Origin of the sequence: Sulfurimonas sp. (assembly GCF_023229025.1) — a bacterium.
In the GTDB taxonomy this organism is placed as follows: domain Bacteria; phylum Campylobacterota; class Campylobacteria; order Campylobacterales; family Sulfurimonadaceae; genus Sulfurimonas.
On record NZ_JALOAA010000008.1, the window covers coordinates 21,667 to 34,774 of the forward strand.

At 36.7% G+C, this 13,108-nt stretch carries 12 protein-coding genes; 8 read left to right on the plus strand and 4 right to left on the minus strand.

Going from position 1 to position 13,108, the window contains the following annotated elements:
• The first annotated feature begins 12 nt into the window (after window positions 1-12).
• Genes M0Q20_RS03230 through M0Q20_RS03245 form a run of 4 tightly spaced genes read left to right on the plus strand, consistent with a single transcriptional unit; the run spans window position 13 to window position 5,861 of the window.
• Window positions 13-2,151: a RelA/SpoT family protein gene (locus tag M0Q20_RS03230; protein ID WP_295058724.1), complete on the plus strand. Its 2,139-nt coding sequence runs from the start codon at window positions 13-15 to the stop codon at window positions 2,149-2,151.
• Window positions 2,152-2,180: 29 nt separating this feature from the next.
• Complete coding sequence (gene tyrS / locus M0Q20_RS03235; protein WP_295058725.1) at window positions 2,181-3,380, plus strand: tyrosine--tRNA ligase; 1,200 nt, start codon at window positions 2,181-2,183, stop codon at window positions 3,378-3,380.
• The gene (locus tag M0Q20_RS03240) at window positions 3,380-4,471 is read left to right on the plus strand and encodes a nitronate monooxygenase family protein (protein WP_295058726.1); all 1,092 of its coding nucleotides are present in this window, start codon (window positions 3,380-3,382) and stop codon (window positions 4,469-4,471) included. The genes tyrS and M0Q20_RS03240 overlap by 1 nt, the downstream gene beginning before the upstream one ends.
• Window positions 4,464-5,861: an N-acetylmuramoyl-L-alanine amidase gene (locus tag M0Q20_RS03245; RefSeq protein ID WP_295058727.1), complete on the plus strand. Its 1,398-nt coding sequence runs from the start codon at window positions 4,464-4,466 to the stop codon at window positions 5,859-5,861. Before M0Q20_RS03240 ends, M0Q20_RS03245 begins: the two co-directional genes overlap by 8 nt.
• A 4-nt stretch (window positions 5,862-5,865) precedes the next feature.
• On the opposite strand, the gene M0Q20_RS03250 is transcribed toward M0Q20_RS03245, so the two are convergent.
• The 3 genes from M0Q20_RS03250 to M0Q20_RS03260 are packed head-to-tail and all read right to left on the minus strand — an operon-like array spanning window position 5,866 to window position 9,541.
• Window positions 5,866-6,948 (minus strand): phosphoesterase, encoded by a 1,083-nt coding sequence (locus M0Q20_RS03250; protein WP_295058728.1) that lies wholly within the window; start codon window positions 6,946-6,948, stop codon window positions 5,866-5,868.
• 12 nt (window positions 6,949-6,960) lie between these two features.
• Window positions 6,961-9,135 (minus strand): flagellar biosynthesis protein FlhA, encoded by a 2,175-nt coding sequence (gene flhA / locus M0Q20_RS03255; protein ID WP_295058729.1) that lies wholly within the window; start codon window positions 9,133-9,135, stop codon window positions 6,961-6,963.
• A 4-nt stretch (window positions 9,136-9,139) separates the two neighbouring features.
• Entirely contained in the window at window positions 9,140-9,541 is a 402-nt protein-coding gene (locus M0Q20_RS03260) for an Rrf2 family transcriptional regulator (RefSeq protein ID WP_295058730.1), read from the minus strand.
• 137 nt (window positions 9,542-9,678) lie between these two features.
• Between M0Q20_RS03260 and rpsO the strand changes: the two genes are divergently transcribed.
• Window positions 9,679-9,954, plus strand: a complete 276-nt coding sequence (gene rpsO / locus M0Q20_RS03265) for a 30S ribosomal protein S15 (RefSeq protein ID WP_295058731.1) — start codon at window positions 9,679-9,681, stop codon at window positions 9,952-9,954.
• 38 nt (window positions 9,955-9,992) lie between these two features.
• On the opposite strand, the gene kdsB is transcribed toward rpsO, so the two are convergent.
• Window positions 9,993-10,709, minus strand: a complete 717-nt coding sequence (gene kdsB, locus M0Q20_RS03270) for a 3-deoxy-manno-octulosonate cytidylyltransferase (protein WP_295058732.1) — start codon at window positions 10,707-10,709, stop codon at window positions 9,993-9,995.
• A 49-nt stretch (window positions 10,710-10,758) separates the two neighbouring features.
• On the opposite strand from kdsB, the gene M0Q20_RS03275 reads away from it, so the two are divergent.
• Genes M0Q20_RS03275 through M0Q20_RS03285 form a run of 3 tightly spaced genes read left to right on the plus strand, consistent with a single transcriptional unit; the run spans window position 10,759 to window position 13,107 of the window.
• Window positions 10,759-11,454: a methyltransferase gene (locus tag M0Q20_RS03275; protein ID WP_295058733.1), complete on the plus strand. Its 696-nt coding sequence runs from the start codon at window positions 10,759-10,761 to the stop codon at window positions 11,452-11,454.
• Complete coding sequence (locus tag M0Q20_RS03280) at window positions 11,442-11,825, plus strand: YkgJ family cysteine cluster protein (RefSeq protein ID WP_295058734.1); 384 nt, start codon at window positions 11,442-11,444, stop codon at window positions 11,823-11,825. The genes M0Q20_RS03275 and M0Q20_RS03280 overlap by 13 nt, the downstream gene beginning before the upstream one ends.
• Entirely contained in the window at window positions 11,818-13,107 is a 1,290-nt protein-coding gene (locus M0Q20_RS03285; RefSeq protein ID WP_295058735.1) for a hypothetical protein, read from the plus strand. Before M0Q20_RS03280 ends, M0Q20_RS03285 begins: the two co-directional genes overlap by 8 nt.
• The last annotated feature ends 1 nt before the right edge of the window (window position 13,108 follow it).

Sequence of the window (13,108 nt, forward strand, 5' to 3'; positions counted from 1 at the left end):
AGCTTGAGTCAAATGAATATCGAAAAAATAAAAAAGATAGATAGTGTTGACTCGGCAATAGAGTATCTTTTTACTCAGATACCTCAGAGTGATGCCCTAAACAAAGCTCTTGAGTACTCAAAAGAAGCCCATGTTGGGCAGTTTAGAAAAAGCGGTGAACCATATATCGTTCATCCTATTTTAGTAGCGGCAATAGTCTCATCCATAACAAATGACGAAGCGATGGCGATTTCTGCACTTCTTCATGATGTTGTCGAAGATACCCATATTAGTAGTGATGAGATAGAGAGACTCTTTGGCAAAGATGTTGCACATCTAGTCGAGGGTCTTACAAAGATAGATAGCATCAGAGATTCTGAACTTATCTCCTCTAGCTCCAATGAACGCCTTGTCGTATCAGCTCTCTCTTTTAGAAAAATGCTCTTAGCAAGCATAAAAGATGTAAGGGTGTTAGTTGTAAAGCTTTGTGATAGATTTCACAATATGCTTACCCTAGATGCACTTCCTGCTCAAAAGCAAAAGAGGATAGCAGAGGAGACATTAGTCGTTTATTCACCTATTGCACACCGTCTTGGTATCTCTTTTTTGAAAAATTTATTAGAAGATTTAAGCTTTTTGTACCTTTTTAAAGAAGAGAGGCGCCATATTGACAGCTACCTTGAGACTAACTATCATGCAATAGAGATGAAGCTTGATGAGTTTAAAGAGTCGATAAACAAAGTTTTAGTTCAAAACGGTTTTTGCGAAGATGATTTTGAGATACTCTCACGTGTTAAACACAAATACTCCATCTACCTTAAAATGCAGAGAAAGGGAGTCGGGATAGAGGAGGTCCTAGACCTCTTGGCAATTAGAATATTAACAGAAGATGCCGTTAAATGTTACAAGATTCTGGGACTTATTCATCTCAATTTTCAGCCGCTTAGTTCAAGATTTAAAGATTATATTGCAGTTCCCAAAGATAACGGCTACAGAACTATCCATACGACTGTATTTTATAATACCGCTATTTTTGAAGTACAGATTAGAACATACGACATGCATAAAACTGCAGAACTAGGCGTTGCTGCACACTGGAAGTATAAAAGTGGTGGAAACAACAGTATAAAACTTGACTGGCTTCACAATCTAGAGCATCAAAATGAGTCTGTTGAAGAGTTTTACGATTTGATAAAAAATGACCTCTATAGTGAGGATATTTCAGTATTTTCTCCTACCGGCGAAGCTTTTACGCTTCCTCGCGGTGCAGTTGTACTTGACTTTGCATATGCAGTACATACTCATGTGGGAAATAACGCCAAGTCTGCTCTTATAAATAAGACAAAAGCCTCTCTAATAAATGAACTTCATAACGGAGATATTGTTAAGATAGAGGTTGGAGAGAGTAGTGTTACTAGGTGTAGCTGGATAGACGCGGTTAAGACTTCAAAAGCAAAAACAAATATGAAATATAAGTGTAATGCAAGGATTAGAGATATAAACTCTAAATCAAGTGTTAGCATTGTCGCAACAGCCATGAACTTAAATGCATCTAGAGTTAAAGAGTGGCTTGATAATAGTGGTTGTGAAAAAATCTACTCAATTGCTACAGACATAGAGCATTTTCGCGAAGTGATAAATAAATATACTGCTGATATAAATAGAAATAGCCGTTTTAAAAGATTTTTGTCAAGGCATAGATTTAAGATAAAACGTTACACTTTTGGAGATATTGAAGTGTATAGCACCTCTCATGTAAGCGATATTGTGTTTGACTACTGTTGTCATCCAAAAAACGGCGATGAGATAATGGCATTTTTTGAAAAAGGCAAAGCGCATGTGCACCACAAGATGTGTTCAAGTGCTTCAAAAAAACTTGAAAACAGAGAGCCTATGCTATTTGTCAAATGGAAAAAGCTAAATAGATATAACTACAACATGATAGTTTCGCTTCACAGCGGGGTAGGAACATTGGCAGAATTTTTAAAACATTTGGCAAAATTAAAAATTGATATAAACCAGATAGAGCTTGGCAAAAATAGAAGTGAAACGACCAAGTATTGTGAAATAGGCTTTGAGAGTAAAGAAGCTGATATTAACTTGCTTCGTGCTAAAATTGATCAAAAAATAAAAATTATACATCTTATTCGTACAGATGATGCTTACAAATAATTTATAAATTTAGATAGGGAAAAAGAGTAATGCTACAAGAAGCTTTAAGAGAGATACAAAGAGGCACTGCTGAGATAATAGACAATGAGAGAATTGAAAAACTATTAAAAGCGTACTTTGATGAGGGAAAAACATATACAGTAAAAGCGGGTTTTGATCCGACTGCGCCGGATTTACATCTTGGGCATACGGTGCTTTTGCAAAAACTTGCGCTATTTCAAAAATATGGTGCTAAAGTTCAGTTTCTTATCGGTGATTTTACCGCACAGATAGGTGACCCTAGTGGAAAAAGCGCTACAAGAAAAACTTTGAGTGCTATTGAGATTGAGGAGAATGCTAGAAGTTATAAAGAGCAGATTTTTAAGATATTAGATCCTTTGAAAACTGAAGTTGTTTTTAACTCCGAGTGGATAAACCTTCTCGGTGCTTCTGGAATGCTCTCGCTTACAACAACATTTAATGTTGCAAGAATGCTTGAGCGTGATGATTTTGACAAAAGATACAAAAGTGGAGTCTCTATCTCAATTAGTGAATTTATATATCCTCTGCTTCAAGGTTATGATAGCGTACACCTCAAAAGCGACATAGAGATTGGCGGAACTGATCAAAAGTTCAACCTTTTAATGGGAAGACATCTTCAACGTGCTTATGAGATAGGAAAAGAGCAGTCGGTTTTAATGATGCCTATTTTAGAGGGACTTGACGGCGTGCAGAAGATGAGTAAATCTTTAAATAACTATATCGGTGTTGTAGATGAGCCAAATGATATGTTTGCAAAGCTACTAAGCATCTCTGATGAGTTGATGTGGAGATATTATGAGCTACTAAGTACTAAAACATTAGATGAGATTGCAGTTTTAAAAAATGGCGTAGCAGACGGTTCCATGCATCCAAAAAGCGTAAAAGAGGATTTGGCGTTAGAGATAACTGCCAGATTTCACTCTAAAGAGTCGGCTAGGGCAGCAAAAGATGAGTTTGATAAAATACACTCAAACAACCAGTTGCCATCAGAGATTGATGAGTATAGTTGCGATGGGAAGATATGGATAGCAAAGGCACTTGTTGATTGCAAGCTAGCACCTTCAACTTCTCAAGCAAGAAGAGATATTAAGCAAGGTGCTGTTAAAATAAATCAAGAGAAAGTTAATGACGAACAGCTACAATTAGAGAGTGGGGAGTATGTGCTTCAAGTCGGAAAAAGAAAATTTGCAAAATTAAAGGTGATCTAATGAGCTACAATTCATTAAAAATCGGTAAGTATATAATAGAAAAGCCTATAGTTCAGGGTGGAATGGGTGTTGGTATAAGCTGGGATCAGCTTGCGGGAACCGTCTCAAAAGAGGGAGGTCTTGGTGTAATCAGTGCGGTTGGAACAGGTTACTATGAGAATAAAAAATATGCTTCAAAACTGATTGCAGACAGACCACTTGACACCCTTGGTTTTTACTCAAAAGAGGGTTTTGATGCAATAATAAAAAATGCTAGAAAGATATGCAAAGATAGACCCCTAGCGGCAAATATTTTATATGCTATTAATGATTATGGACGAGTGGTAAAGGATGCTTGTGAAAGCGGCATAGATATTATTATTACGGGAGCGGGTCTGCCTACGAATATGCCTGAGTTTACGGAGGGTTATCCCGATGTTGCGCTTGTCCCTATTGTCTCATCCGCAAAAGCTCTGAAAATTATCTGTAAAAGATGGCAGAAGAGATACAACAGACTTCCTGATGCTGTAGTACTTGAGGGTCCAAAGAGCGGTGGGCATCAAGGCTTTACATATGAGCAGTGCTCAATGGAGGAGAATCAGCTTGAAAATTTGATTAAACCCGTTGTTGAGGAGGCTGCTTTATGGGGTGACATTCCGGTAATTGCTGCAGGCGGTATTTGGGATAAAAATGATATAGAAGAGATGTTGCTCCTTGGCGCAAGAGGTGTTCAGATGGGAACGCGCTTTATCGGAACGCATGAGTGCGATGCGCATGAAAACTTTAAAAAGGTTCTGCTAAATGCAAAAAAAGAGGATATTCAACTATTCTCATCTCCGGTAGGTTACCCTGCTCAAGGTGTTAGAACAAACCTTACTGAGCTTGTAGAGAAGAGAGAAGGACCTGCAATTAAATGTATCTCAAACTGTGTTGCACCATGTAATCGCGGCGAAGAGGCAAAAGAGGTCGGTTACTGCATCGCAGACAGATTAAGCGATGCCTACAACGGAAATCTTGAGACGGGGCTCTTTTTCTCAGGTACAAACGGATATAGATTAGACAAAATCATATCAGTAAAAGAGTTGATGGAAAAATTAGTCAACGGTGAATAAGAGTGCTATGTTTAGACTTTTTTTATTGACTCTTTTTCTATTTGTCTCTTTGGAAGCTTCAAGTAGCACTAAGCTTTTAGAGAGAGCAAACAGTATGATGAAGAGTAATACGCAGAGTGACACTTTTCGCGCATATGATGATTATAAAAGCTTATATCTTCGTTCACTTGTAGATAACGACAGTTCATTAAAGCTCGAATCTTTAAAGGGAATAGTAGCTAGTGGCGAGAGGCTTCATATAGATGTCTCAAAATACTCAAAGGAACTTCAAAAACTACAATCTCAAAAAAGCAGCTACAACAAACCTGAATCAAAAGATATGAAAAAAACCCAGAACATTGAGGATATGCATGTTCAACCCTTACATAAGCTAAAATCAATAAACTGGAAAGATAATAGACTGCTTCTTGAGTTTAATAAAGAGCTTAGCTCAAATCAGATTGAGTACTTTACCCTGCACAACAAAAGCAAAGGTAGGTACAGGTATGTTTTTGATATAAAAACATCCATGCTAACTGCTGCACAAAGCATTAAAAGCAATGATATAGATAGAATAAAAATAGCACAGTTTAATCCTCAAACATTGAGGCTAGTCGTAGATCATACTTCAGAGATAGAAGTAGAACATAGAGTTGACTCTAATATCTTAGATATAGCACTAAAGCTAGAGAGAGTAGGTACTACTTTAATCCCTGAGAAAAAAGTTAGAGATAGAGATAAGATTATCGTTATAGATCCAGGGCATGGAGGCAAGGATCCAGGCGCTGTTGGCTACAGAAAGTATAGAGAAAAAATAGTAGTTATGGACGTATCAAAAGAGTTACAGAAAATTTTAGAGTCTCGCGGCTATAAAGTGTATATGACAAGAGATAGAGATAAATTCATAAAGCTAAGAGAAAGAACAAAGTTTGCAAATAAAAAAAATGCCAATATTTTTATAAGTATTCATGCTAATGCAATTGATGGTAAAAACGCAAAAAAAGTACATGGAGTAGAGTGCTATTTTTTATCTCCTTCAAGATCTGAGAAGGCAAAACGAGTTGCAGCTCTTGAGAACTCTGCAGATATAAGTGATATGAATATATATGGAAAAGATAGTTATCTAAATTTTTTAAATCATCGCAATACGGTAGCATCAAATAAACTTGCAATTGACCTACAAAGAGGGATGCTGGGAGCTCTTGGAAAAAAGTATAGTGGAGTAAAAGACGGCGGGGTAAGAGAGGGTCCTTTTTGGGTATTAGTCGGAGCGCAGATGCCATCGGTTTTGGTTGAGGTCGGATTTATAACCCACCCAACAGAGGCTAGACGTCTAGTTGACAAGAACTATTTAAAAACAATGGCCCTTGGTCTGGCTGACGGTATCGAGAGATATTTCGCCAACAATTAATAAATTAGCACTCTTTTTTATACTCTAAGTCGCCGGCTACAGACTCTTTTTCGTTTATAATTTTTTCAATCTGAGTCTTTACTTTGTCATATCTGTACTGCTCTTTAAAGCCTAAAATACGACCTCCCGCAGCATTGGGATGTCCACCGCCGCCAGTCCACTCTTTTGAGATAAGAGCCACATTTACCGTGTTGTTTGCTCTTATACTTAGTGTTCCTCTATAGCTTACATCAACAATAAAGTCATATTCAGGATATGCGAGTAAAAAGCCGTTTCCGACTATAGAAGTATTTCCGACACCGTAACTTAAATATCCTCTATAGCCTTTGTAGTAAATAGTCTTCTCCTCTCTAGCTTGACCTAAGAGTTCAACTACATACTTCGTTGCAAGATTATCAAGTGTATCGTCTTGATCTTTTTTGAAAAAACCTTTTTTTATTTTGTGGATATTCTCATCTAGGATTATATGAGCGTTCTCCTCGTCGATATACTTTACAGCCTTAAGAAGCAAAGAGAGTTTATAGTTGTTGTCGGCTTGGGCAAACATAATTTTATTAAGCTCTCTTGTCTCAGAGATAAGGCGCATGCAGACTTTGCCGTACTCAAAATTTTCTCTCTGCTCCATTTTCCACAAATCTACTGCATTTACGATATTTACAAACTTCTCCATCCACTTTGGCTCATCAAACTCAAAATGCTCTTTTACGTAATCATAAGTAATTTTTGTAGCGCATCTAGAGGTGTCTAAGAAGTACCAATCATATTTTTTTGCGCTCTCCTCACCGGTTGAGTGATGATCAAGCAGAAGAAGCGTTATATCTTTTTTATTCTCATTTAGCTTTGTGACTTCACTGTTTAACCATTTTGCTTCATCAGCATTTAAATTTAGGTCTGTAATTAATATGGTGGCACTTTTGTCGTCACTTTTTTTAATATTTTGCAAAACTAAATCGAGCGTCTGCTTCACTTCCGCTCCATAATTTGCGTTGTAGTTAAATAGCGTATAGGGTGTATATTTCATAATTAGTTGACAGCTATATCCGTCTAAGTCTGTGTGTGACATGTGGTGGACTATTTTATTGTTCATTTTTTCTCTTTCTTATTTATCTTGTTCTTTAATTGAGATTGAGCCCATAACTTCAAATGTAGCACTTGAATCAATCTCTGCATGTGATAGAGTTACAACGTCAAGAGAAAATCTCTCAAATATCTCGGCAACTCCGCGGCGTAGTTGAGGGTCTACGATAACAATAACAGGAGATATACCTTTTTGGAGTAGCTCGGCAGCTTTAGTGCTTGTTGCTTGAATGAGAGCATTTATCTCCCCTACATTTAACATTAGAGTTCTTGTTCCGTCACGCTCTTGTGACTTCTCTAGCATTAACTGCTCAGATGCCGTATCAAATGTAAGAAGTCTTACGGTTCCATCTTCTCCGGAGTAGAGTTTTGTAATAATTCGTGAGAGTTTTGCACGAACTTGCTCGGTAATGATGTCCACATTTTTGGTAAATTCAGCCACATCGGCAATAGTCTCTAGTATTGTAAGCATATCTTTAAGAGGGATTTTTTCATGTAAAAGAGATTTAAGAACCCTCTGTATAAGTCCAATAGAAGCAACCTTTGTGACATCATCCACAATAACGGGAAAGTCATTTTTAATTTTATTTATAAGCGTCTGAACCTCTTGGCGAGTCAAGAGATCTTCTGCATTTTGTTTTATAAGTTCGCTCATGTGAGTAGAGATTACCGTAGCAGGATCTACAACCGTATAGCCGTTGATAATTGCATCCTCTTTTAATTCAGGCGCAATCCATATAGCATCAAGACCAAAAGCAGGCTCTTTTGTTTTCTCGCCTTTTATATCGCCGGTTGCCATGCCGCTATCCATTGCCAAAAATTTATCGGGCATAATAGTGCCTTCACCGACAGGAATCCCTTTTAAAAGAATCTGATACTGCTGTGGCTGCAGATGAAGGTTGTCTCTTATGCGAACTTGAGGCATTAAAAAGCCAAAGTCAGAAGCTATCTTTCTTCTCATTGAGCGTATTCTCTCTAAAAGATCTCCGCCTTGAGCGCTATCTGCAAGGCGAATTAGTTGGTAGCCAAGAGTGAGTTCGAGCATTTCGACTTTTAATATATCTTCTAATGCGCTCTCCTCCTCTTTTGCTATCTCTTCATTGCTTTTTGCAGGGCGCAGAATCTTATCTTTAGCCTCTTGCTCTTTTGTCTTTGCTAATATGTTGTTAACGTCTAATATATTTAGTTCGCCTTTTTCATATTTATAAACGGACCAGCCAAGAAGTGCAAACATAATCCCGACAAATCCCATAGATGCAGTTGGAAGACCGGGAACAAGAGCAAATAAAATCATAATAAAGCCTACAATCATCATGATTTTAGCATTGCCCATTATTTGATTAATTGCTCCATCTGCAAAGTTATCTCCCTCTCCGGAGGAGCGAGTTATCATAATACCTGTTGCAGTCGAGACAATAAGTGCAGGAATTTGTCCGACAAGACCATCCCCGATTGTAAGAAGAGTAAATGTCGTAGCACTATCGCTTACACTCATTTCATGTTGAAAGACACCTATTAAAAATCCGCCGATAATATTTATAAGAGTAATGATAATACCGGCAACGGCATCTCCTTTTACAAACTTACTAGATCCATCCATTGCTCCGTAAAAGTTAGCATCTTGAAGAATATCTGCTCTTCTTTTTTTTGCCTCGGCATCATCAATAAGACCTGCATTAAGGTCGGCATCAACCGCCATCTGTTTTCCGGGCATAGAGTCAAGCGTAAAACGAGCAGCAACCTCTGCAACCCTTGTTGAACCTTTTGTAATAACCATAAAATTTATAAGAACTAGTATAGAGAAAACAACTATACCGATAACATAGTTTCCGCCTACAACAAAATTTCCGAAGCTTGTTATGATATTACTTACTTCTTCAGGTCCCTCATGCCCATGACTCAAAATCATTCTAGTCGTTGCAATATTTAGAGCTAGTCTAAAAAGAGTCAAGATAAGAATAAGTGTAGGAAATGTAGTTAAATCGGTAGGTTTTGGAACATAGAGTGATATTAAGAGTATGAGTACCGCAAGTGCCATAGAGATTGTAAGTAAAACATCAAGAATGCTTGAAGGCAGAGGAACTATAATAATAGCTAGTATAGCCATTACAAAAACGACTACGCTTAAATCTTTTTGACCAAGTAAAAAGTTTAAGGTAGTGCCGATTTGCTCTCTTGTGGTTAGTTTCTTTGCCAAATCTTTACTCTAAAACATCTGCTAAAGTTAATTCTGCTAAAAAAGAGTCAATCTTACCTTGTAGTTTATTTAAAAATGGCCATATTGAGCATAAAGAGCCTTTGTCTAAAGGGCAACTCTCAAGAGAGGGCGCACAATCAAAAACAGTCGGAGCCTTACCTTCAACAGAAGACATTATCTGCAACATGCTTATATCTTTTGGTTCTAAAAGAAGTGCAAAACCTCCATTTACACCTTTATATGACTTTAAAATCCCCTGTTTTGCCATTGATTGTAGGATTTTAGCTAAAAAACTTTTTGGAATTGATAGTTGCCTTGATAGTGTATCGCTATCTACCGGAGAAGATGCTTTTGACAAGACTATAAGGGAGAGTATTGCATACTCACTTGCACGAGTTATTAACATATTATATACTTTAATTAGATTTTTCTAAATTATATCAAAAGAAGTTGAAATAAAAGAGTAAATTAGATATTATTTCACTTCAACTTTATACACTGATCTGTATAACTGTTAGATTAATATACCTTTTGGAGGCTATTATGGCTTTAGATTCGGCTAAAAAACAAGAAATTGTTACAAAATACGGTCGCAAAGAGAATGACACCGGTTCAAGTGAAGTTCAAATTGCGTTATTAACAGAGAGAATCAGTGAACTAACTGAGCACTTAAAGCTGTTTAAACAAGATCACTCATCAAGACTTGGGCTTTTAAAGCTAGTAGGACAACGTCGTCGTCTTATGAAATACTTTAAAAGAAAAGATAAAGATGCTTATCTTAAGCTTGTGTCAGATTTAGGCATTAGAGACAATATCTAGTTTGTCTAAAAAGTAACGCATTTATTGCGTTACTTAAGTTATAGAAATATCTCTATGGCTCTTTTTAAATCTTCCTCTGTATCTATTCCAAATCCTGTACTTGCTACTTTTACCATACTTATCTTTTTTTGATGATAAATTGCGCGAAGCTGCTCTAGCTTTTCAATATCTTCTATCGGGGCATCATTTAAATTACAAAACTCTTTTAGGCTCTTTTTGCTAAAGCCGTAAATTCCTATATGACCAAAATATTGTGCATCTCCACTTCTGTTAAAAGGTATAGGGGAGCGTGAGAAGTAGATAGCGTTATCTTTGTTGTCTAGTACAACCTTTACCAAGTTAGAATCTTGTGCTGATTCGCTGTTTATAGAGTTGTAGCAGCTTGCCATGACAAACTCCTCACCGCTTTGTTTTAACAACTGCAACCTTTTAATAAGCTTTTCAACGACCTCTGCTTCTATAAACGGCTCATCCGCTTGAATGTTTATAATCAGCTCATTATCATCCACGTTTAATATATTTGCGCACTCATTTATACGATCTGTTCCGCTTTTATGAGTAGTAGATGTTAACATTGCTTCAACGCCGTAAGCTTTACATGTAGAGATTATTAGCTCATCATCAGCCGCAACGACTACTCTATCTAAGTGCGCAACTTTTTGCGCAGTTCTAACTACCATAGGAACTCCGCCAATCTCTGCTAAAACTTTTTGCGGAAATCTGCTCGAAGCAAGTCTAGCCGGAATAATTATCATTTAATGCCTTTAAGATATAATTACGCAATTATACTCTAAAAGGTTTTTGATGCTTCTTTATCAGCCGCAAAGCGGCTACTGTTACAATAGTGACTCTATTTTTTTATATGATTTTATAAGTTCATTGGCACCATCGGGTAAGGTTTTGGATGTTGGAGCAGGATGCGGTATTGTAGGGTTGTTAGTAGCGCGTGACAATAAAAACATAGAGCTTGAAGCGGTAGAGAAGCAAGAGGTATTTGTAGAGTATGCCTCAATTAATGCAAGAGTAAATAAAATAGATTATAAAATTCATAAAACTGATTTTTTGGAGCTTGAAGAGGAGATGAAATATGACTACATTATCTCAAATCCTCCGTTTTATCATGATGGCGTGAGTAAGAGTGAAAATGAGATGTTATTTAATGCACGCTATAATGTCAACTTACCACTGAATAAGTTTTTTAAAAAGGTATCAAGGCTTTTAAAGCCGAGGTCTCACTTTATCTTTTGTTATGATGCCTCTCAGTTTGGGTTGGTATGCGCAGAGCTAGAGCGCGTAAATATGAGAGTAGTGGATGCGCGTTTTATACATCCTAAAATTGATAGAGTAGCCTCCTTAGTTATGGTACACGCCAGAAACGGTTCAAAGTCCTTAATGAAAATTTGGCCGCCATTTATCAGTTTTGATGGAGACAAATTTTCAAAAGAGGCTCAAGATATATATAAAAAAGCACGGACACAAAGTATAAAATGTCAAATATAATTAAACAAGATGGATATAATTACGCTTTTGATACCTCTGCATGTGCAGCATGTCAGGCTAGGTGCTGCACCGGAGAGAGTGGTTATATTCATGTAAGTGCTATAGAGATAGAAGATATTGCCAACTTTTTGGGTTTAGAGAGTGCAGAGTTTATGAAAGATTATCTTTTTAAACATGGGTATAGATATTCAATAAAAGAGAGAAAGTTTGCAGATAGTTATGAGTGTGCTTTTTATGATAGGGAGTCAAACGGATGTACAATTTATGAAGTACGACCACAGCAGTGCAGAACTTTCCCTTTTTGGGACTATTTTAAGACAAGAGTCGATGAGTTGAAGCTAGAGTGTCCCGGAGTTCTCTTTGATGTATAATTTTTTAAAATCATCCCTCTTTATTGCATTGTTACTACTTATCAGCGGCTGCTCCTCCGTCGAGCCTCCAAAGATAAAAGGTAGTCAGAAGGTTTTTGAGGATGAAGATTTCTATATATTGAGTGCTCTTACGCTAGAAGAGAACAGAGATCACAACTCTTCATCAAAAATATTTAACACTCTTTATATAAAAACAGGCAAAAAAGAGTACCTCTACCGCTCTTTAAGAAATGATTTGGCAGCAAATCAAAATGAGCGGGCTATTAATAGGATAGATGAAATTATCTTGGATAAAATAGAAGAGTTTGAGCTTGTAAGAATAAAAATAATAGCACTTGTTAGAGCAGAGAAGTTAATTGAGGCAAAAGAGCTTGCAATTAAATTGGTTGCATCCTCAAACAGCGTAGATGACTATCTTCTACTAAGCGATATATATGTAAAACTCAAGCAGTATGAAACGGCTCTAAAATATCTCGAAGGTGCTTATATTAAGGACTACAATGAGAAGATATTGGAGAAGATGGCTGTTGTTTTATATGTGAATTTAGAGAGAAAAAAAGAAGCAATAGCACAGCTTGAAACACACTCAAGAATACATGGCTGCTCTAAAATTATATGCTCTAAGCTCATCGGGTTTTATAGTAACGACAACAACGTAGATGGTCTTTTATCAACTTACCTAAGGCTCTATAAGATAGACTCCAGTAAAGATATCGGTGAAAAAATAGTTCAGATATATGGATATAAAAAGAATTATGAAAAAATGATTGAGTTTTTAGAAGAGAACAAAATTAACAATGAGATTCTTCTACAGCTATATATTCAGACAAAAAGATATAAAAAAGCAGTATCTATTGCAACAGAGCTATACAATGATAGCGGAGATGTTACCTATCTTGGGCAAAGTGCAATTTTTGAATATGAAAGCAGTGTTGATAAGAGTGATAAAGCTATGCATAAGAGTGTCATAGCAAAACTTCAAGAGGTAATAAAAACAAACAGAGACGGTATGTACTTAAACTACCTTGGGTACCTTCTCATTGACCATGATATAGATGTTAAAAAGGGTATAGAGTACATAAAAGAAGCACTCAAAGGTGAACCAAACTCTATCTACTACCTTGATTCACTTGCATGGGGATACTATAAACTCGGCGACTGTCAAAGAGCTGCCAAAATAATGAAAAAAGTAGAAAAAATGGACGGCAGTAGCAATGAAGAGGTTGTCAAACATATTGAGATGATAAGAGAGTGCATAAAAAATAAAAAGGGCAAGAAGTAGA

What these genes read in the sequence shown, in the direction of transcription:
- rpsO (WP_295058731.1), top strand. Translation starts at nt 9,679, where the DNA reads ATGGCTTTAGATTCGGCTAAAAAACAAGAAATTGTTACAAAATACGGT.
- M0Q20_RS03250 (WP_295058728.1), bottom strand. Translation starts at nt 6,948, where the DNA reads ATGAACAATAAAATAGTCCACCACATGTCACACACAGACTTAGACGGA.
- M0Q20_RS03260 (WP_295058730.1), bottom strand. Translation starts at nt 9,541, where the DNA reads ATGTTAATAACTCGTGCAAGTGAGTATGCAATACTCTCCCTTATAGTC.
- kdsB (WP_295058732.1), bottom strand. Translation starts at nt 10,709, where the DNA reads ATGATAATTATTCCGGCTAGACTTGCTTCGAGCAGATTTCCGCAAAAA.
- M0Q20_RS03280 (WP_295058734.1), top strand. Translation starts at nt 11,442, where the DNA reads ATGTCAAATATAATTAAACAAGATGGATATAATTACGCTTTTGATACC.
- tyrS (WP_295058725.1), top strand. Translation starts at nt 2,181, where the DNA reads ATGCTACAAGAAGCTTTAAGAGAGATACAAAGAGGCACTGCTGAGATA.
- M0Q20_RS03230 (WP_295058724.1), top strand. Translation starts at nt 13, where the DNA reads ATGAATATCGAAAAAATAAAAAAGATAGATAGTGTTGACTCGGCAATA.
- M0Q20_RS03275 (WP_295058733.1), top strand. Translation starts at nt 10,759, where the DNA reads ATGCTTCTTTATCAGCCGCAAAGCGGCTACTGTTACAATAGTGACTCT.
- M0Q20_RS03285 (WP_295058735.1), top strand. Translation starts at nt 11,818, where the DNA reads ATGTATAATTTTTTAAAATCATCCCTCTTTATTGCATTGTTACTACTT.
- M0Q20_RS03240 (WP_295058726.1), top strand. Translation starts at nt 3,380, where the DNA reads ATGAGCTACAATTCATTAAAAATCGGTAAGTATATAATAGAAAAGCCT.